Annotated in this window: 21 protein-coding genes; 13 read left to right on the plus strand and 8 right to left on the minus strand. The window is 72.7% G+C overall.

Translation table 11 applies throughout. The features are described from left to right. Nucleotides 1–5 precede the first annotated feature (5 nt). The 7 genes from ACFV5H_RS11485 to ACFV5H_RS11515 all read left to right on the plus strand — a co-directional run bounded on the left by ACFV5H_RS11485 (nt 6) and on the right by ACFV5H_RS11515 (nt 7,049). Nucleotides 6–677: a succinate dehydrogenase gene (locus ACFV5H_RS11485; RefSeq protein WP_385049406.1), complete on the plus strand. Its 672-nt coding sequence runs from the start codon at nt 6–8 to the stop codon at nt 675–677. Nucleotides 678–679: 2 nt separating this feature from the next. Further along, a complete protein-coding gene (locus ACFV5H_RS11490; protein WP_385194246.1) occupies nt 680–2,629 on the plus strand; it encodes a fumarate reductase/succinate dehydrogenase flavoprotein subunit in 1,950 nt (649 codons plus the stop codon). Beyond that, nucleotides 2,626–3,375 (plus strand): succinate dehydrogenase/fumarate reductase iron-sulfur subunit, encoded by a 750-nt coding sequence (locus ACFV5H_RS11495; protein WP_385194248.1) that lies wholly within the window; start codon nt 2,626–2,628, stop codon nt 3,373–3,375. The genes ACFV5H_RS11490 and ACFV5H_RS11495 overlap by 4 nt, the downstream gene beginning before the upstream one ends. Nucleotides 3,376–3,674: 299 nt before the next feature. After that, nucleotides 3,675–4,445, plus strand: coding sequence for a GNAT family N-acetyltransferase (locus ACFV5H_RS11500; RefSeq protein ID WP_385194250.1), 771 nt, complete (start codon nt 3,675–3,677; stop codon nt 4,443–4,445). Next, on the plus strand, nt 4,445–5,245 hold the full coding sequence (locus ACFV5H_RS11505; RefSeq protein ID WP_385194252.1) for a lysophospholipid acyltransferase family protein: 801 nt from the start codon (nt 4,445–4,447) through the stop codon (nt 5,243–5,245). The genes ACFV5H_RS11500 and ACFV5H_RS11505 overlap by 1 nt, the downstream gene beginning before the upstream one ends. A gap of 103 nt (nt 5,246–5,348) precedes the next feature. Continuing rightward, the gene (locus tag ACFV5H_RS11510; RefSeq protein ID WP_385049394.1) at nt 5,349–6,278 is read left to right on the plus strand and encodes a DUF2382 domain-containing protein; all 930 of its coding nucleotides are present in this window, start codon (nt 5,349–5,351) and stop codon (nt 6,276–6,278) included. A 279-nt stretch (nt 6,279–6,557) separates the two neighbouring features. After that, on the plus strand, nt 6,558–7,049 hold the full coding sequence (locus ACFV5H_RS11515; protein ID WP_385049391.1) for a hypothetical protein: 492 nt from the start codon (nt 6,558–6,560) through the stop codon (nt 7,047–7,049). A gap of 12 nt (nt 7,050–7,061) precedes the next feature. On the opposite strand, the gene ACFV5H_RS11520 is transcribed toward ACFV5H_RS11515, so the two are convergent. After that, the gene (locus ACFV5H_RS11520; RefSeq protein WP_385049388.1) at nt 7,062–7,277 is read right to left on the minus strand and encodes a dodecin; all 216 of its coding nucleotides are present in this window, start codon (nt 7,275–7,277) and stop codon (nt 7,062–7,064) included. A gap of 186 nt (nt 7,278–7,463) precedes the next feature. Here ACFV5H_RS11520 and ACFV5H_RS11525 point away from each other — a divergent pair, with 186 nt between their 5' ends. Further along, nucleotides 7,464–8,714 (plus strand): extracellular solute-binding protein, encoded by a 1,251-nt coding sequence (locus tag ACFV5H_RS11525; RefSeq protein ID WP_385194254.1) that lies wholly within the window; start codon nt 7,464–7,466, stop codon nt 8,712–8,714. Between the two features lie 318 nt (nt 8,715–9,032). Here the strand turns inward: ACFV5H_RS11525 and egtD are convergent, their stop codons facing one another. The 4 genes from egtD to egtA are packed head-to-tail and all read right to left on the minus strand — an operon-like array spanning nt 9,033 to nt 13,382. Next, entirely contained in the window at nt 9,033–9,995 is a 963-nt protein-coding gene (egtD, locus tag ACFV5H_RS11530) for an L-histidine N(alpha)-methyltransferase (protein ID WP_385194256.1), read from the minus strand. Then, nucleotides 9,992–10,747, minus strand: a complete 756-nt coding sequence (egtC, locus tag ACFV5H_RS11535; RefSeq protein ID WP_385194259.1) for an ergothioneine biosynthesis protein EgtC — start codon at nt 10,745–10,747, stop codon at nt 9,992–9,994. Before egtC ends, egtD begins: the two co-directional genes overlap by 4 nt. Next, a complete protein-coding gene (gene egtB, locus ACFV5H_RS11540) occupies nt 10,747–12,063 on the minus strand; it encodes an ergothioneine biosynthesis protein EgtB (RefSeq protein WP_385049377.1) in 1,317 nt (438 codons plus the stop codon). Before egtB ends, egtC begins: the two co-directional genes overlap by 1 nt. Further along, a complete protein-coding gene (egtA, locus tag ACFV5H_RS11545) occupies nt 12,060–13,382 on the minus strand; it encodes an ergothioneine biosynthesis glutamate--cysteine ligase EgtA (protein WP_385049374.1) in 1,323 nt (440 codons plus the stop codon). Before egtA ends, egtB begins: the two co-directional genes overlap by 4 nt. Before the next feature lie 301 nt (nt 13,383–13,683). On the opposite strand from egtA, the gene ACFV5H_RS11550 reads away from it, so the two are divergent. Beyond that, nucleotides 13,684–14,559: a TIGR02452 family protein gene (locus ACFV5H_RS11550; RefSeq protein ID WP_385194262.1), complete on the plus strand. Its 876-nt coding sequence runs from the start codon at nt 13,684–13,686 to the stop codon at nt 14,557–14,559. On the opposite strand, the gene ACFV5H_RS11555 is transcribed toward ACFV5H_RS11550, so the two are convergent. Beyond that, entirely contained in the window at nt 14,513–14,959 is a 447-nt protein-coding gene (locus ACFV5H_RS11555) for a type II toxin-antitoxin system PemK/MazF family toxin (protein WP_385049369.1), read from the minus strand. The genes ACFV5H_RS11550 and ACFV5H_RS11555 overlap by 47 nt on opposite strands. Before the next feature lie 314 nt (nt 14,960–15,273). Beyond that, on the minus strand, nt 15,274–15,696 hold the full coding sequence (locus ACFV5H_RS11560; RefSeq protein ID WP_385049366.1) for a pyridoxamine 5'-phosphate oxidase family protein: 423 nt from the start codon (nt 15,694–15,696) through the stop codon (nt 15,274–15,276). 177 nt (nt 15,697–15,873) lie between these two features. Here ACFV5H_RS11560 and ACFV5H_RS11565 point away from each other — a divergent pair, with 177 nt between their 5' ends. The 4 genes from ACFV5H_RS11565 to ACFV5H_RS11580 all read left to right on the plus strand — a co-directional run bounded on the left by ACFV5H_RS11565 (nt 15,874) and on the right by ACFV5H_RS11580 (nt 18,389). Beyond that, nucleotides 15,874–16,410, plus strand: a complete 537-nt coding sequence (locus ACFV5H_RS11565; RefSeq protein ID WP_385049364.1) for a cysteine hydrolase family protein — start codon at nt 15,874–15,876, stop codon at nt 16,408–16,410. A gap of 38 nt (nt 16,411–16,448) precedes the next feature. Then, the gene (locus tag ACFV5H_RS11570; RefSeq protein WP_385194265.1) at nt 16,449–17,252 is read left to right on the plus strand and encodes an aminoglycoside adenylyltransferase domain-containing protein; all 804 of its coding nucleotides are present in this window, start codon (nt 16,449–16,451) and stop codon (nt 17,250–17,252) included. Between the two features lie 155 nt (nt 17,253–17,407). Next, the gene (locus tag ACFV5H_RS11575; RefSeq protein WP_385049359.1) at nt 17,408–17,836 is read left to right on the plus strand and encodes a VOC family protein; all 429 of its coding nucleotides are present in this window, start codon (nt 17,408–17,410) and stop codon (nt 17,834–17,836) included. Between the two features lie 127 nt (nt 17,837–17,963). Next, nucleotides 17,964–18,389 carry a CBS domain-containing protein gene (locus ACFV5H_RS11580; RefSeq protein ID WP_385049356.1) on the plus strand — a complete coding sequence of 142 codons (426 nt, stop codon included), beginning with the start codon at nt 17,964–17,966 and terminating at the stop codon, nt 18,387–18,389. A gap of 85 nt (nt 18,390–18,474) precedes the next feature. Here ACFV5H_RS11580 and ACFV5H_RS11585 read toward each other — a convergent pair whose 3' ends face one another. Beyond that, complete coding sequence (locus tag ACFV5H_RS11585; RefSeq protein WP_385049353.1) at nt 18,475–18,930, minus strand: archease; 456 nt, start codon at nt 18,928–18,930, stop codon at nt 18,475–18,477. Nucleotides 18,931–18,997: the final 67 nt, after the last annotated feature.

Genomic DNA, 18,997 nt, shown 5'->3' on the forward strand with positions numbered 1-18,997 from the left:
CGTCCATGGCACGCACCGTGTGGGACTCGACCGTCGGCAAGAAGACGGTGATGGCGGTCAGCGGCATCGTCATGCTGCTCTACCTGGTCGCCCACATGATCGGGAACCTGAAGATCTTCTTCGGGGCGGGCGAGTTCAACCACTACGCCCACTGGCTGCGCACCGTCGGTGAACCGTTCATGCACTACGAGTGGACGCTGTGGATCGTCCGCGTCGTCCTCGTCGTCGCCGTGATCGCCCACGCCGTCTCCGCCTACCAGCTCAGCCGCCGCGACATCAGGGCGCGCCCCAGCAAGTACGTGCACAAGAAGGCGCGGGCCAGCTACGCCACGCGCACCATGCGCTGGGGCGGCGTCATCCTCGCCCTGTTCATCGTCTGGCACCTCCTCGACCTGACCACCGGCACCGTGCACTCCGGCGGCTTCGAGTCCGGCAAGCCCTACCAGAACGTCGTGGACACCTTCTCCACCTGGTACGGCAACGTCATCTACATCGTCGCGATGCTCGCCGTCGGCCTGCACATCCGGCACGGCTTCTGGAGCGCCGCCCAGACCCTCGGCGTCGGCAGCCGCACCCGCGACCGCGCCCTCAAGACCACCGCCAATGCCCTCGCGCTGCTGCTCACGGCCGGCTTCCTCGCCGTACCCGTGGGCGTCATGACCGGAGTGGTGAGCTGACCATGACTTCCTACACCGCGTACGCGACCGGCGAGCCGGTCACCGACACCAAGGCCCCCGCGGGACCGGTCCACGAGCGCTGGGACAAGCGCCGCTTCGAGGCCGGGCTGGTCAACCCCGCCAACCGGCGGGGCAAGACCGTCATCGTCGTCGGCACCGGCCTCGCGGGCGGCTCCGCCGGTGCCACCCTGGCCGAACAGGGTTACCGCGTCGTCCAGTTCTGCTACCAGGACTCCCCGCGCCGCGCCCACTCCATCGCCGCGCAGGGCGGCATCAACGCGGCGAAGAACTACCGCAACGACGGCGACTCGGTCCACCGCCTGTTCTACGACACCGTCAAGGGCGGCGACTTCCGCTCCCGCGAGTCCAACGTGCACCGCCTCGCGCAGATCTCCGTCGAGATCATCGACCAGTGCGTGGCCCAGGGCGTGCCCTTCGCCCGCGAGTACGGCGGACTGCTCGACACCCGTTCCTTCGGCGGCGTCCAGGTCTCCCGCACCTTCTACGCCCGCGGCCAGACGGGCCAGCAGCTCCTCCTCGGCGCCTACCAGGCGCTCAGCAGGCAGATCGCCGCCGGCAACGTCGAGATGCACCCGCGCACCGAGATGCTCGACCTGATCGTCGTCGACGGCCGGGCCCGCGGCATCGTCGCCCGGGACCTGATCACCGGGAAGATCGACACGTACTTCGCGGACGCCGTCGTCCTCGCCAGCGGCGGCTACGGCAACGTCTTCTACCTGTCGACGAACGCCATGAACTCCAACGCCACCGCGATCTGGCGGGCGCACCGGCGCGGCGCGTACTTCGCCAACCCCTGCTTCACCCAGATCCACCCCACCTGCATCCCGCGCACCGGCGACCACCAGTCCAAGCTGACGCTGATGAGCGAGTCGCTGCGCAACGACGGCCGGATCTGGGTGCCCAAGGCCAAGGGCGACACCCGCCCGGCCCACCGGATCCCCGAGGACGAGCGCGACTACTACCTGGAGCGCATCTACCCCTCCTTCGGCAACCTCGTGCCCCGGGACATCGCCTCCCGCGCCGCGAAGAACGTCTGCGACGAGGGCAGGGGAGTGGGCCCCGGCGGGCAGGGCGTCTACCTCGACTTCGCCGACGCCGTCAAGCGCATGGGGCGCAAGGCCGTCGAGGCCAAGTACGGCAACCTCTTCGACATGTACCAGCGGATCACCGACGAGGATCCGTACAAGGTGCCCATGCGGATCTACCCCGCCGTGCACTACACGATGGGCGGACTGTGGGTCGACTACGACCTCCAGACCACCGTCCCCGGCCTGTTCGCCGTCGGCGAGGCCAACTTCTCCGACCACGGCGCCAACCGGCTCGGCGCCTCCGCGCTGATGCAGGGCCTGGCCGACGGCTACTTCGTCCTCCCGGCGACCGTCAACGACTACCTGGCCCGCAACCCGCACCAGGACGAGGTCACCGACGAACACCCGGTGGTGCAGGAGGTGCTGGCCGAGACCGAGGACCGGCTGAACCTGCTGCTGTCCGTGGACGGCGACCGCACCCCCGACTCCTTCCACCGCGAGGTCGGCGAACTCATGTGGGAGTTCTGCGGGATGGCCCGCACCGACTCCGGGCTGCGCAAGGCGCTGGAGCGGATCCCGCAGATCCGCGAGGAGTTCTGGCGGCGCATCAAGGTCCCCGGCACCGGCGAGGAGTTCAACCAGTCACTGGAGAAGGCCAACCGCATCGTCGACTACCTGGAGCTCGCCGAGCTGATGTGCCTCGACGCGCTGCACCGCTCCGAGTCCTGCGGCGGCCACTTCCGCGAGGAGTCCCAGACCCCCGACGGCGAGGCCGCGCGCAGGGACGAGGAGTTCTCCTACGCCGCCGCCTGGGAGTTCACCGGCACCGGCGAGGCTCCGGTCCTGCACAAGGAAGACCTGGTCTTCGAGTACGTCCACCCCACCCAGCGGAGCTACGCATGAAGCTCAACCTGCGCGTCTGGCGGCAGAAGAACGCCGACGCCGACGGCGCCATGTCCACGTACGAGGTGGACGGCATCTCACCCGACATGTCCTTCCTGGAGATGCTCGACACCCTCAACGAGGAGCTCATCCTCAAGGGCGAGGACCCGGTCGCCTTCGACCACGACTGCCGCGAGGGCATCTGCGGCGCCTGCTCGCTGGTCATCGACGGCGACGCCCACGGACCCGAGCGCACCACCACCTGCCAGCTGCACATGCGGTCCTTCAAGGACGGCGACACCATCGACGTCGAGCCGTGGCGGGCGTCCGCCTTCCCGGTCGTGAAGGACCTGGTGGTCGACCGGTCCGCCTTCGACCGGATCATCCAGGCCGGCGGCTACATCACGGCACCGACCGGTGCCGCGCCGGAGGCCCATGCCACGGCGGTGCCGAAGCCGGACGCCGACCTCGCCTTCGAGCACGCGGAGTGCATCGGGTGCGGGGCGTGCGTGGCGGCTTGCCCCAACGGGGCGGCGATGCTGTTCACCTCCGCGAAGATCAATCACCTCAATGTGCTGCCGCAGGGAGCGCCCGAGCGGGAGACCAGGGTGCTGGACATGGTGGCGCAGATGGACGAGGAGGGGTTCGGGGGGTGCACGCTCGCCGGCGAGTGCGCGACCGCTTGCCCCAAGGGCATTCCGCTCACCTCCATCACCGGTATGAACAAGGAGTGGTTGCGGGCCACTCGCAAGGTGGGCAAGCGGTAGTGCCGTGCGGCGGCAGGTCGTCACCCGGCTGCGGGCCGTTGGTGGCTTGTCGCGCCCACGCGGCGGAGCCGCACAATGTCACGCCCCGCGCCCCTTTCGGGGCGCCTCGGTGAACGTTCGCCGGAAGCGCGGACGGACGGGGCCGGGAGAGGTGCTCCTTCCGGCCCCGTCTCGCTTCCGCTCCCGGCATTCAGCATCTCCACATCCGTACTCCCGGCTCCGGTCACGTACACGCCAACCCCGGTCGGGAGAACAGGGGTGTCCCCACCCCCGCTCCGGCGCGTGATCAGGAGAGAGCCATGACCGGCGTGCTGACCGTCGACCACCCCCCGAAGCCCATCGCACCCGTCCGCTACACCGTCACCCTCGCCCGCGACGAGGAGGACGTGCGTGCCGCTCAGCGGTTGCGGTACGACGTCTTCGCGGGGGAGATGGGCGCCCTGTTGTCCGGCTCGCGGCCGGGGCTGGACGTCGACCCGTTCGACGCGTACTGCGACCACCTGCTGGTCCGGGAGGAGGTGAGCGGGCAGGTCGTCGGCACCTACCGGCTGCTGCCGCCGGAGCGCGCCGGGATCGCCGGGCGGCTGTACGGGGAAGGGGAGTTCGACCTGTCGGCCCTCGACGCCGTACGGCCGTCCCTCGTCGAGGTCGGCCGTTCCTGTGTGCACCCCGACCACCGCGACGGCGCGGTCATCGGGCTCATCTGGGCCGGCATCGCCCGCTACATGACCGACCGCGGCCACGCCTGGCTGGCAGGCTGCTGCTCCGTCCCCCTCGCCGACGGCGGCGCGCTCGCCTCCGCCACCTGGGACCGGGTGCGGGCGGGGCACCTCGCGCCGGAGGAGTACCGGGTGCGCCCGCTGCTGCCCTGGGTGCCGAGGACCTCGGCACCCGCCGCCCCCGGTGAGCTGCCCGCCCTGCTGCGCGGCTACCTCCGGCTCGGCGCCTGGGTCTGCGGCGAGCCCGCGCACGACGTGGACTTCGGTGTCGCCGACCTCTATGTGCTGCTGCCGATGAACCGGGTCGACCCCCGTTATCTGCGGCACTTCCTCTCCCTCGTCCCCGCCTGATGAGCGTCTGGCTGCCGGGCGCGCCCTGCACCCCGCGGGGCTGTGTGGAACCGACGGCGTCCACGACGGCCGTACCGCTGGCGGTGCTGCGGCTGGCGGCGGTGGGCCTGCTGGTCCTCGCCGGGATCGCGCTGCTCCCGCTCGGGCGGCGGATCCCGGCCGGCGCGGTGCGCCGGTGGTGCCGGTGGATCGTACGGGCCGCCGGGGTCCGGGTCCGTATCGACGGGACCGCCGTGCCCACGGGCGGACTGCTGCTCGTCGCCAACCACGTCTCCTGGCTGGACGTGCCGCTGCTCGCGGCGGTCCGTCCGGCCAGGATGCTGGCCAAGACCGAGATACGGCGCTGGCCCGTGGCGGGGGCGCTGGCGGCGCGCGGCGGTGTGCTGTTCATCGACCGTGACCGGCTGCGCGCCCTGCCCGGCACGGTCACCGCGCTCGCCGGGGTCCTGCGCGGCGGCGCGGCGGTCGCGGCGTTCCCGGAGGGCAGCACCTGGTGCGGCCTGGCCCGGGGGCACTTCCGCCGCGCGGTCTTCCAGGCGGCGCTGGACGCCCGGGTTCCGGTGCAGCCGGTGCGCATCCGCTACCGGAGCGCGCGCGGAACCCCGGCCACCGCACCGGCCTTCGTCGGCGACGACACGCTCCTCGCCTCGCTGTGGCGCGTGGCGTCGGCCCGTGGCGTGGTCGCCGAGGTCGAGGTGCGGGCTCCCCTCCCGCCGGGGAGCCACCTCGACCGCCGCGCCCTGGCGCGCGCGGCGCAGCCGGAGGCGGTGACGGGACACGAAGGCGGTCACCACGGGTGAGCACTGCGGAAAATTAAGTACCTTTTGTCGCTTTCATTCCGTTTTTGGCGGGCGATCCGGGAGAACCCGTGAGAGGCGACCTTCGAAAGGAGGGTGATGGAAGATGATCACCCGCGAAGAGATCTCGATCCTGCTGGATCATCCCGTCTACGACGGGGACGGGAACAAGGTAGGCGACGCGAAGCACGTCTTCCTCGACGACGCCAGCGGACGCCCCGAGTGGGTGACCGTCAAAACGGGCATGTTCGGCTCCAGCGAGTCGTTCATCCCCATCCGTGACGCCGCCCTGGTGAAGGACCACCTCGAGGTTCCCTACCGCAAGGACAAGATCAAGGGCGCGCCCAACGTCGACATCGACGCGGGCGGCCACCTGTCGGTGGACGAGGAACACCGTCTGTACGACTACTACGGCATCGACTGGGACTCCGTGCTGGCCGAGCCCGGTGAACGCGACCGTTCTCCCGGTATGGGCACGGCCGGTACGGCGGGAGCGGCCGGTGCCGCCGGCACGGCGGGCATGGCCGGCCGTCGGGGCGACGCCTCCCGGACGGCGCCGGACACGGCCGGAACCGCGGGCACCGCGGGCCGCCGGAGCGAAGCCCGGACCCGAGGGCGCGGCGACGACGCGATGACCCGCTCCGAGGAGCGCATGCGCGTCGGCGTCGAGCGGCACGAGACCGGACGGGCCAGGCTGCGCAAGTACGTGGTCACGGAGGAGGTCCAGCAGACCGTGCCGGTGCGCCACGAGGAGGTCCGCGTGGAGCGCGAGCCGATCACGGACGCCAACCGCGGCGATGCCATGTCGGGCCCGGCCTTCAAGGAGGACGAGCACGAGGTCACGCTGCACGAGGAGCGCCCGGTCGTGGAGACCGAGGCGGTGCCGGTCGAGCGGGTCCGGATGACCACGGAGGAGAAGACCGCTGACGAGACCGTCCGCGGGCAGGTCCGCAAGGAGCGCATCGAGGCCGAGACGGAACTGGACGAGGAGTCCGGCCGCCGCGGCCGCGACGTCCCCAAGCGGGGCCGCGAGTAACCCCGCCCCTCCCGGTGCGCGCCGGTGCGAACACCACCGGCGCGTCGCCACGCCTTCACCCACCCTGGCCGCTCACCCCGCCCTCCGGGGGCGACCGCGTGCCGTACGCCCCGCTCTCCGCGGGCAGCCGTGCCGCCCCGGGGGTACCTCCCAGGCCCTTGAGGCACTGGGGGAGGCGCGACTGCCCGCAGCTACGGCGGCTCCAGCACAACTGCCCGCCGCTGCGGTGTGGGTGGCGCGACTGCCCGCAGGCACGTATGTGCGTCTAGGGTCGGTCGTGTGACCGATCGCAGCAAGTTGCCGCTGGCCGTGTTCGACCTCGACAACACCCTCGCCGACACGGCGCACCGGCAGCGCTTCCTGGAGCGCAGGCCCCGTGACTGGGACGCCTTCTTCGCCGCCGCGCCGCAGGACCCCCCGCTCGCCGAGGGCATCGCCCTGGTCCGGAAGTGCGCGCGGGAGTGCGAGATCGTCTACCTCACCGGCCGCCCCGAGCGCTGCCGGCGCGACACGCTGGACTGGCTCGCCGCCCGGGAACTGCCCGAGGGGGACGTGTACATGCGCGGCAACGCCGACCGCCGGCCGGCCCGCCACACCAAGCTGGCGATCCTGCGCCGCCTCGCCCGCACCCGGGACGTCCGCGTGCTGGTGGACGACGACGAGCTGGTCTGCCTGGACGCCCGGCGGGCCGGTTTCACCGTCGTACAGGCCCGCTGGACGGCCCCGTCCGGCGAGCTGAAGGACGCGCAGGAGCGCGAAGGACGGACCTGACCCCGCCCGGGCTCAGTCCGTCCCCTCCAGCCGGAAGCCGACCTTCAGCCCCACCTGCCAGTGCGCGACCTGCCCGTCCTCGATCTGGCCGCGCACCTGGGTCACCTCGAACCAGTCCAGATTGCGCAGGGTCTGCGAGGCGCGTTCGATGCCGTTGCGTACGGCCTGGTCGACGCCGTCGGGCGAGGTGCCGACGATCTCCGTGACCCGGTAGGTGTGATTCGACATGCGACTGCTCCTCTCACGTCACTCCACCGTGCCCCACACCACGGCGGAGCGCGAGACGTCGGCCCCGTTCGCCTGACGGCCTTGACCTAGGCATTGGTCCATACCAAGATGCTGAGCACCCGCCCGAGCTCCGCTCGCCCCCCACGTCGGGCCCCGCCCTGTCCGTCAGACAGAAACAGGACCCTCGTGAAACGCCGTCTGCTCGCCCTTGTCTGTGTGTCCGCCTCCCTGCTCAGCGGCTGTGGACTGATGCCCGGCGACGCCGAACGGCACACGGTCACCGTGTGGTTGATGCAGCACAGCGCCTCACAGGAGTACCTGGACCGCTTCACCGAGGAGTTCGAGCGCGAGCACCCCGGACTCGACCTCGACATCCGCATCCAGGAATGGACCGGCATCGGCGAGAAGGTGCAGAAGGCACTGGAGACGGACGAGGAGGACGGCCCCGACGTCATCGAGGTCGGCAACACCCAGGTCGCCACGTACGCGGAGGGCGACGGACTGCTCGACCTCACCCTGGAGTCCATGCGCGACTGGGGCCGGGAGGACTGGCTGCCCGGTCTCGCCGAACCCGGTCAGTGGGGCTCCCAGCAGTACGGCATCCCCTGGTACGCGGCCAACCGCGTCGTCATCTACCGCAAGGACCTCTTCCGCCAGGCCGGCGTCACCGCCCCGCCGGAGACCCGCGACGAGTGGCTCACCCTCACCGAGGAGCTCGACACCGGCGGCAACCAGGGCATCTACCTCGCCGGACAGGACTGGTACACGCTCGCCGGCTTCATCTGGGAGGAGGGCGGAGACCTCGCCAGGGATCGGGACGGCGTCTGGCGCGGCGCGCTGGACAGCCCGGAGGCGCTGCGCGGCATGGACTTCTACCGCCGGCTCCAGGCACTCGGCGACGGACCGGCCGACGCCGACGAGGAACACCCGCCGCAGGCGGGCGTGTTCGCCGAGGGCAAGGTCGCCCAGATCGTGGCCGTACCGGGGCTGGCAAGCGCCATCCTCAAGCAGAACCCGGAACTCAAGAGCGAGTTGGGCTACTTCCCCGTCCCCGGCAAGGCCGCCGACAAGCCCGGCGCCGTCTTCACCGGCGGCTCCGACCTCGTGATCCCGGCCAAGACCGACACCCGGGAGGGCGCCGTCGAGGTCGTCGCCGCGCTCACCGGCGCCAAGTGGAACACCGACCTGGCCCGCACGATGAACTACGTCCCCAACAAGGCCGAACTCGCCGAGTCGGTGGCGGGGGAGGAGGGGGTCGCGGCCATGGCGGCCGGAGCCGCACAGGGCCGGGCGACCCCCATCACACCCCAGTGGAGCGCGGTCGAGGCGGACAACCCGATCAAGGAGTACATGACCAAGGTACTCACCGGGTCCGACCCGGCCACCGAGGCCGAGCGCGCCGCGCGCCGCATCACCGAGGCCCTGGCCTTCGATTAGGGGGTGTCGTTCGGATCCTGCCGGGGGCGCGGGGGCCGGCACCGCTCCCCGCTCTCGGCTTCTCCCCCCTCTCAGCTCCGCTCGAGCGGGGGGACCCCCATGCGCGGGAGGGACCCCCACCGCCGCGTTGTCGTCGGTTGCCAGGGCCCCGCCCTGGCGCCCCCCTCCGCCTTGCGACGCTCCCCCACTGCCTGAAAGGCGTGGGAGGTGCCCCCACCACCGGACCCCGCTCGGCCCGGCTGCGAGGCACCCCTCACCGGAGCCGGCCCGATCCGGACGACACCCCCTGGGGCGACGCGCGGCCCGGTGGCGCTCCCGTCAGCGCGCGACGCTCAGCGACAGCGCGAACCGCGCCTCCCCGTCCGTCCACCACCGGGCCAACTCCAGGCCGGCGGCCGACAGTTCCCCACGCACTCCGTCCTGGCGGAACTTCGCCGACACCTCGGTGCGCAGCTCCTCGCCCGCCGCGAAGTCCACGGCGAGTCCCAGTGAGGGGATCTTCACCGTCTGCGCGGTACGGGAGCGCAGCCGCATCTCGATCCACTCGTGCCCGGCGTCCCACAGCGCCACATGGTCGAAGGTGTCGGGGTCGAAGTCGGCGCCCAGCTCCCGATTGATGACGGTCAGGACGTTCTTGTTGAACGCGGCCGTCACACCGGCCGCGTCGTCGTACGCCCGGACCAGCACCCGCTCGTCCTTCACCAGGTCCGTGCCCAGCAGCAGGGCGTCGCCCGGGGCGAGCAGGGCGCGGACGGAGGCGAGGAACGCGGCGCGCTCGGCCGGCAGCAGATTGCCGATGGTGCCGCCGAGGAACGCCACCAGCCGCGGCCCCGGCGTGTCGGGCAGGGTCAGCCGGGCGGTGAAGTCGGCGATCAGCGCGTGCACCTCCAGTCCCGGCCGTTCGGCGGCCAGCGCCCGCCCGGCGAGCGTGAGGGCGCTCTCGCTGACGTCGACGGGGACATAGGTGTGCAGTCCGGTCAGGGCGTCGATCAGGTGCCGTGTCTTCTCCGAGGATCCGGAGCCCAGTTCGACCAGGGTGCGGGCACCGGACGCCGCGGCGATCTCACCGGCGCGGGCGCGCAGGATCTCGCGTTCGGCGCGGGTCGGGTAGTACTCGGGCAGCGCGGTGATCTCCTCGAAGAGTTCGCTGCCCCGCGCGTCGTAGAACCACTTGGGCGGCAGCGTCTTGGGGCTGCCGGTCAGGCCCGCGTGGACGTCGGCGCGCAGGGCGGCGTCGGTGGTGTCCTCGGGCAGGGTGCGGGTGAGGTGGAACGGACTCACGTGAGGGGCTCCTTGAGCGGGGTCAGCAGGACGTCCGTACGGCTCGCCGCGAGCAGGGTGCGGTCGGGGACCTCACGCCAGTGCGGATCGTCGTCGTAGGGTTCGGAGGCCACGACGGTGCCGCCGCCGGCCCGGGTGAGGTACCACAGCGTGTCGCCCCAGGCGGTCGCGGTGACGGTGTCGCCGCCTGTGAGCAGCAGGTTGAGCCGGGCCCCGGGGGCCGCCGCGGCGACCTCCAGGACCGTGTCGGCCAGCGCCTGCCCCTCCTCGTCACCGGCCCGCAGCCGGGCGAGCACCAGCGCCCACACGAACGCGGAGTCGTTACGGGCCTCCAGCGACAGCACGTCCTCGGCGGACAGGGACGCCACCAGCGGCGCGAGCGAGCCCGGCCAGCCCGGCACCGCCCCGTTGTGGCTGAACAGCCAGGTCCCGGCGGCGAACGGCGCCGCCGCGGCCTCCGCGTCGGCACCCGACAGGGTCGCGTCCCGTACGGCCGCGAGCAGCGCCCGGCTCCGTACGACACGGGCGAGATCCGCGAACGACAGGTCGGCCCATACCGGTCCGGCCCGCCGGTACCGGGCCGGCACCGGATCGTCCTCCGCGTACCAGCCCACGCCGAAGCCGTCGGCGTTGACCGTGCCGTACCGCTGCCGCCGGGGCGCCCAGGACTGCCGGTACAGACCGTGCGGCGGCTTCACGAGCAGCTCGCCCAGCGGCTCCTCGGGCCCCACGTACGCCACATGACGGCACATCAGACGTCCTCCGAGCGTGCCGTGCGGAACCCGGAGAAGATCTGCCGCCGGATCGGCAGGTCCCAGTTGCGGAACGTGCCCCGGCAGGCCACCGGGTCCACGGCGAACGAACCGCCGCGCAGCACCTTGTGCCCCGGCCCGAAGAACACCTCCGAGTACTCCTTGTACGGGAACGCCCTGAACCCCGGGTACGGCAGGAAGTCGCTCGCCGTCCACTCCCACACGTCGCCGATCAACTGCCTCACACCCAGAGGTGATTCACCGGCCGGGTAGCTCCCGGCGGGCGCCGGACGCAGATGCCGCTGGCCGAGGTTGGCGTGCTCGGGCGCGGGCTCGGCGTCGCCCCACGGGTAGCGCATCGAGCGGTCGCCGGCCGGGTCGTACCGGGCCGCCTTCTCCCACTCGGCTTCGGTGGGCAGCCGGCGCCCGGCCCAGCGGGCGTAGGCGTCGGCCTCGTACCAGCACACGTGCAGCACCGGCTCGTCGGGCGGCACCACCTCGGTGACACCGAACCGGCGCCGCAGCCACTGCCCGCCGTCCCGGCGCCAGAACAGCGGCGCGGTGACGGAGTTGCGGCGGATGTGCGCCCAGCCCTCGGCCGTCCACCAGCGGGGCTCGTCGTAGCCGCCGTCCTCGATGAACGCCCGGTACGCGGCGTTCGTCACCGGAGTGGTGTCGATCCGGAAGGGCGCCACCTCGCGCCGGTGCGCGGGCCGTTCGTTGTCCAGCGCCCACGGCTCGTCCGAGGTGCCCATGGTGAACGGGCCGCCCGGAACCAGGACTTCGGCCGGTCCCGTGAACAGCGGCACCGGCTCCGGGTCCGGGGCGGTCAGGGCCTGCGGCCCCTTGCGGAGCTGATGGGTGATCAGCATGGTCTCGTCGTGCTGCTGCTCGTGCTGCGCGATCATCCCGAAGGCGAAGCCCGCCTCGGTCAGCCGCGTCCCGTGGAACGCGGCGGTCTCCAGCACGTCCAGCGCCCGGCCGCGCACGTCGGCCGCGTACCGGCGGGCCTCCTCCGGCGGCAGCAGCGGCAGCCTCGGGCGTTCGGCGCGCGGGTGCTCGAAGGCGTCGTACAGGGTGTCGATCTCGGGCCGTATCGCCTCATGGCCGGCGACGGCCCGCAGCAGCCACTGCTCCTCCTGGTTGCCGATGTGGGCGAGGTCCCACACCAGCGGCGACATCAGCGGCGAGTGCTGGGCGGTCAGGTCGGGCCCGTCGACGCAGCTGGTGAGCAGCGTGGTGCGGTCCCGTGCGGTGATCAGCGAGGCGACCGCGCGCTCGCGCAGGGCTTCGGCGTCGAGGGCGGGGTCGGTCATGAGGGGGTGTCCTTCCCATGCGGGTGCGGGGGGCGGGGACGCGCGCCGCGGGCCGTCGCACGCAGCTCGTCGAGCGAGTCGTCGGCCGGGCAGCGGCCGCGGGCGACATACCGGTCCCGGTACGCCCCGACCGCGTCGATCACCTCGGTGCCGGCACCGAGCCGGGGCAGGGCGCGCAGCGCCGCCGCGAAACAGCCGGCGGCCACCTCGCGCAGCTCCGGGTCGGCCAGGCCGACGCGGGCAGCGTCCCGCCAGAGCGGACTGTGCGGCGCGGGCATGCCGTGCGCCCGCTCGGCCAGCGGCTTCACCGCCCGGTAGGCGGTCTCGGCGGCCTCCGGGTCGTCGAACAGCGCCGCGACCACGGCCAGCGGCACGATCCAGCCGTCGTCACCGGGCTGCGCGTCGATCATGCGCAGTTCCAGGTGCCCGCGCGGCCGCACCGGCGGGAACAGGGTCGTGACGTGGTAGTCGAGGTCGTCCCGGGTCGGCGGGCCGGGCGTGCCGGACCTGATCCACTTCCGGAAGGCGAGCCCCCGGGGCACGTCCCACGGTCCGCCGTCACGCCGTACGCACATCACCGGCGAGTCCAGGACGTGCCGGGCCCAGGCGCCGCGCGGGTCGGCGTCCAGCACGGGGGCGCCCGCCCGACCGGTGCCGATCTGCGTCCAGCGGAGCTGCCGCGTGGACAGCCAGCCGGTCGGCCGGCCGCCGGCGATCGGGGAGTTGGCGAACGCGGCGACCAGGACCGCGCCGAGCTGGTGCGCCAGCCACCAGCGCCGCACATGGCCGAGCGGGCCGGGCTCCTCGTACCCGGCGTCCACGCACACCTGCACGGAGGCGGAGGCGCACATCATGGCCCGGCCGGCGGGGCCGGTGCGGTCGAGGCAGGCCTCCATGGCGTCGTACCGCGGTTCGCGCAGGAACCGGCGGGGGGTGTGCCAGGGGTCGTGGCCGAGGCCGACGAGGACCAGACCGTCCTCGCGCAGCACCGCGCGGACGGCGTCGAGGTCGGCGGAGACGGTACCGACGCACTCCATCAGGGAGGTGGCGGGCGGCGAGCTCAGCTCCAGCTGGCCGCCGGGCTCGATGGTGAGCGCCGACCTCAGAGGCACGGTCCGCAGAGCGGCGTAGGCCGCTTCGAGTCGTTCGGGTGACACGGGGAGCCGCGGGTCCCGCAGCTCGTGGACGAGCCATTCCACCTCGACCCCGAGGCGGCGCGGCGGTCCGGTCTTGAAGCAGATGCCCCGCACCAGGGCTTCCACCTCGGCTTCTGTGACGGCGGTACGCGGCTCCACACAGCCGCCTGCCGAATCGGACATGTCGGGATCCTCCTGAGATTCCACCATGTCACCGGCCGGGAGCTTCGCCGCTCCCGGCCGGCGTCAACCCGTCCAGCCAAAACCTTCGCGTCGGCGGGCACAAGAGCGCCTGGCGGGGCGTTCCGGGTCCGTCATCCTTTCGTCCGTCCTGTTCCCGGGCGGTTTCCCGCCCGTTTCCCGGGCCTTCCGGTGAGGCGGAAACTCCGTTGCGCCGCCTCACCAGCATCGCTCAGGATGCCTGCATGAGCACGACGAGCGAGACCGCGCGGCGCGTGGCCACGGCGGCTACGGGGGTGGCGCCGTGAGCGCACGCCTGCGCGGCATCGCCCGCGAGACCGAGAGCATCGTGGCGGCGGGCGCCTACCGCGCCCCCGGCGGCCACGAGGTGTCCGTCGCGGCGGCGATCGGGGCCGCGGCCCGCGGAACGCGGACGTACGGGCCGCAGCCGGTCCCGTTCCCGGCTTTCCGGCCGGCCGGCACCCGGTTCGAGGTCACCGGCGAGAGCAGCCTGGAGGCCGCCCGGCGGCTCGGGGACCAAGTGGCCGTACTGAACTTCGCCTCCGCCCGCAACCCCGGCGGGGGATACCTCAACGGCGCCCAGGCCCAGGAGGAGGCCCTGTGCCGCGCCTCCGCGCTGTACACGTGCCTGCTGCGGGCCGCCGGCTTCTACGACCACCACCGCACACACCGCGACCCGTTCTACACGGACCGCGTGATCCACTCACCCGCCGTGCCGGTCTTCCGCGACGACCGCGGACGCCTCCTGGACGAGCCGTTCACGGCCGGTTTCCTCACCTCGCCCGCGCCCAACGCGGGCGTGATCCTGCGGACGGCGCCGGAGCGGGCGGACGAGGTGCCGCACGCCCTGGTGGTACGGGCCGGGCGGGTGCTGGAGACCGCGGCCGCCCACGGCTACCGGCGGCTCGTGCTGGGCGCCTGGGGCTGCGGGGTGTTCCGCAACGACCCCGCCCAGGTGGCGGCGGCGTTCCGGTCGCACCTGGAGCCGGGCGGGCGCTTCGCGGGCGCCTTCGCACACGTGGTGTTCGGCATCCTGGACCGCACCCGCGACAGCGCGGTCCGCGCCGCGTTCGAGCGGACCTTCGCGGACCTGCTGCCCGGTCCCGCGGGGATCAGCTCCAGCCGTACCGCTCCCGCAGCCGCTGACGCACGAGGTTGAACCGCATCCGGTCCAGCGCGCACGCCTCCCGGCGCATGCCCTCCTCGTGCAGCCGCAGCACCCGGTCCACGTCGACCCACGAGTCGCGGCCCGACCGGTCCCACGGCCCGCTGCCGATCGGCACCCACTCCCGGTGACCGTTGTGCCCCTTGCTGGACAACTGCACGGCGAGGAACGTCCCGCCCGTCTCCCGGGCGACGACGAGCACCGGACGGTCCTTGCCCCGGCCGTCGTTCTCCTCATAGGGCACCCAGGTCCAGACGATCTCCCCGGGATCGGGGTCGCCGTCGTGCGCGGGCGAGTACTCGGTGCGCACCCGGCCCACCTCACGGGGCGCGGCCTCGACGGTGGCGTAAGGGCCGTGGCGGCCCGGGGCGTTCTCAGGGCTGATGGCGGTCACAGGCGTACCGTACGGCACCCCTCACACGGCCGACGACGCCGGTCACCTCCCGTACCGACGCGGCTCCGCCCTCCCCGACCACGCGGCCGGGGACACCGGCGGCGGCTCACTGCGCGCAGACCGCTCCGTGAACGTCCACTGCCCTGACCCGCAGGCGCCGGTCCCGCCGACGACCACCGCACCGGCCGCCCGCAGCCGCCGTATCGCCTGGCCGTCCGCATCGCCCCACCGCCCGGCCGTCCGCAGCCACCGCACCGCCCCACCGCCCGGCCGTCCGCCGTGACCGGAGCCGCGCCGCGTACGCGGTCACCGGTTCAGCCGGGCTCGGGCAGTCCCGTGAGTTCCCGGCCCGTGACCATCTCGGCCTCGATCCGGACGAACACCCCGTCGTGCATCGGCATCCACGAGCGGGGCCCGGTCCGCAGCAGGCGTTCGTGTTCGGCCGGGTCGGTCACCACGGCCGCCCGGCCCGTGACCACCACGCTCCAGCCGGACCGGCTCCCGGCGTCGAAGTCGTCGGCCTCGAAGGCGACCACGACGCCGTCGATCGCCCGGACCAGATCGGACGCGGCGGAGGTGCACAGCACCACGGAGTCGTCCGTGGCCAGGGCGAAGTTGACGGGGAGGACGGCGGGCAGTGCCTGCCGGGTGTAGACGACGCGACCGACCGGCACCTTGGCCAGCAGACGCAGACACTCCTGGCGGTCGAGCGGCCGGAAGCCATCGCTGTGGATCATTCCTCCATCGTCGGCGGCGGACCCCCGCCGGGCTAGGGCCGGACGGCCCTGATGACGCTCAGGACCCGGTACACGAGGCCCCGGCGGGACGGCCGTCGTACACCTCCGCTCCCGGCCGTCACGGTCGCACCCGAGTAAACATGTCTGACCCTCCCGCGCGGGTGGAACCCGGAGGGCATGGGCAAGACCGCGCTGATCGTCATCGACATGATCAACACCTACGACCATCCGGACGCCGACCATCTGATCCCGTCCGCCGAGTCGGTCGTACCGGTCGTCTCCGCCCTGCTGGAACGGGCGCGGCGCCGGGACGTGCCGGTGATCTACGTCAACGACAACTTCGGCGAATGGCGCTCCCACCACGGTGAGCTGCTCGACGAGGCCCTGTCGGGACCGCACGCGCGCCTCGTGGAACCGCTGCTGCCGGACGACTCCTCGCTCTTCGTCGTCAAGGCACGGCACTCGGCCTTCTTCGAGACCCCACTGGGCTACCTGCTCAACCAGCAGGGCATCGACCGGCTCGTGCTGTGCGGCCAGGTCACGGAGCAGTGCATCCTGTACTCGTCGCTCGACGCGCACATCCGCCACTTCGACGTGACCGTCCCCCGTGACGCCGTCGCCCACATCCACGCCGACCTCGCGGACGCCGCCCTGCGGATGATGGAACGCAACATGGGCGCGCGGGTGTGCGACAGCGACGAGTTGTGGAACTGACGCACCGCGCCGCGGATCCGCGGGCCGACACTGGTCCCATGAGCCGTACGCCCGTCCCGCCCCCCGAGGTCCGCCCCTACCTCGACGAGCTGGTCCACCGCACGCGCGCCGTCTGCGGCCCCCACCTGGTGAGCGTCCTCGCCGTCGGGTCCCTCGCGCTCGGCGACTACCGGCACGGACGCAGCGACGTCGACGTGACCGTCGTGGTGGACCGCTCGCTTCCCCGGCGTGCCCTGCCCGAACTGGCCGGGGCGCTGGCCCACCCCGTCCTGCCCTGCCCCGCGGCCGGACTGGAACTGGTCGTGTACCCGGCCGATCTCGCCGGCCGCCCGTCCGGCGGGGCCGGGTACCTCATGGACCTCAACACCGGACCGTCACTGCCCGAGCGGATCAGCCACGACCCCGGGGAGGCGCCCGCGTTCTGGTACGTCCTCGACCGTTCCATCGCCCACCAGGCCGGCCTCCCGCTGTTCGGCGGGCCGGTACGGGACGTGATCGCCGCACCGGAGCGGGCCGGCGTGCTCGCCGCGCTCCGCGCCTCCGTGCGGGAGCACGCCGAAGGAGAGGGGCACGCGGCCGACAACCGGGTGCTCAACGGCTGCCGCTCCGTGGTGTACTGCCGCACCGGCCACTGGTTCGCCAAGCGCGGGGCGGCCGGGATCGTCGCCGCCGCGGAGGCGGAGTTCCGGCCACTGATCTCGGACGCGCTGCGCAGCTTCGAACGCCCCCGTGAGTCCGCGCTCGCGCTGCCCGGGGCGGCGGTCGGGGACTTCCTGGCCTGGGTGGCCGGCCGCGTGGACGAGGCCGCCGCGGCCGAGGGCGGGTACGACGCCCCGGCCTGACACGCGCCCGCGCGTCCCGCCCGCCGTCGCCCCCGGTTCGACGGCTCGACAGCCGTCGGTTTTGTTGTCTAGGCTCTTCGGCGCGGCATCGCGTGCCGGTCACCGGCCGGGTGAGGCATGGAGGCGCCGCGGATGCCCGTGGAGGCATTGCCCTCGTGTCAGTCGAGTTCAACCACACCATCGTTCTCACCCGTGACCGGGAGAGGTCCGCCCGTTTCCTCGCCCACGTCCTGGGCCTGGAGGTCGGGGAACCGGCCGGAATGTTCCTGCCGGTGACGACCGCCAACGGAGTCACCCTGGACTTCGCGACCGTCGACATCGACATCCCGGCGCAGCACTACGCGTTCCTCGTCTCCGAGGAGGAGTTCGACGCGATCCTCACCCGGCTCGTGGACGCCGGGATCCCCGTCCAGGCCGATCCGCACGGCAGGCACCCCCGCCGCATCAACCGCAACGACGGCGGTCGCGGCGTGTACTTCCGGGATCCGGCGGGCCACGGCCTCGAGGCCATCACCCTCCCGTACGGCACCGACCCGGCCTCGCCGCTGAACGGTGTCACCGAGGAGGTTCCCGGAGCCGTGTAGCCGTGCAGTGGGGGCGAGGGCGGGCGTGCTCCACGCGCCCGTCCTCGCCCGGTCGGTTTACGCGCCGCGCAGCGGGCTACGCGGCGGACACGGGGAGTCCAGGCCGGCCACGTACAGGGAGGTGCCCATGACCATGCGGATACGGGACGTGATGTCCGCGGACACCGCGTCCGTCGAGCCCATGACGACGGTGGCGCGGGCCGCGCGCCTGATGCGCGAGCAGGACATCGGCGACGTCCTCGTCGCGTACGACTGTGATCTGTTCGGTGTGCTCACCGACCGCGACATCGTGCTGAGGGGTGTCGCCGAGGGGCGTGACCCGGAGGCCACGACGGTCGGTTCCCTGTGCACGCGCCCGCCCCTGGTGACACTCGATCCCGAGGACACCACCGATCACGCCGTGGAGCTGATGCGGCGGCATGCCGTCCGGCGGCTTCCGGTGGTGGAACGCGGTGGCTGTCCGGTGGGGGTGGTGAGTCTCGGGGATCTTGCCGCGACGGAGGATCCGCACTCCGCCCTGGCGGACATCAGCGCGGCGGCGCCCACGCACTGAGCGCGGTTCTACCGCCCCTTCCCGCCCCCGGGGGCTCCGCCCCCGGGCCCCGCTCCTCGAACTCCCCCGGAGAGGCTGATTTTCGTCATCCGTCGACTGTGAGCACGCACGTCCAGCCGTACGGGCCCGGCTGGATCCGTAGTTCCTCCCAGGCCACGGCCGTCGGCATCCGGCCGGTGACCCGTACGTCCGTCAGGGCGGCCACCGCCAGGCGTATGTCGAGACCCTCGTCGGTCTCGTCCGTCTCCACGTCGACCGGCACCTGACCGTACTCCTCCAACCGGTACAGGATCTCGTCCAGCAGCGCTGCCAGCAGATCGTCGTCACTGGCCCCGGCCAGCCGGACGCGGCCCACGCCCGTCGGCCGCACCCCGGAGACGTCGGCGAAGCACTCCACCATCGCCGCCACCGCCTCCGCCAGACAGTTCTCCCGGCTCGCCGCCCACGCCTCGATCCGGAACTCGTCCTCCTGCGCCACCGCCCGGTGCCCGCTCTCGTCCGGCCGCCGCGCCTGCCCGTAGTCGCTCGTGTCACCGACCATGGAACTCGCCTGCCCGACGACCGCGCACCCATGCCGGGCGCCGGGCGCTTCGAGTGCCGGAGAGCGG

Origin of the sequence: Streptomyces sp. NPDC059787 (genome assembly GCF_042732315.1) — a bacterium.
GTDB lineage: Bacteria > Actinomycetota > Actinomycetes > Streptomycetales > Streptomycetaceae > Streptomyces > Streptomyces atrovirens.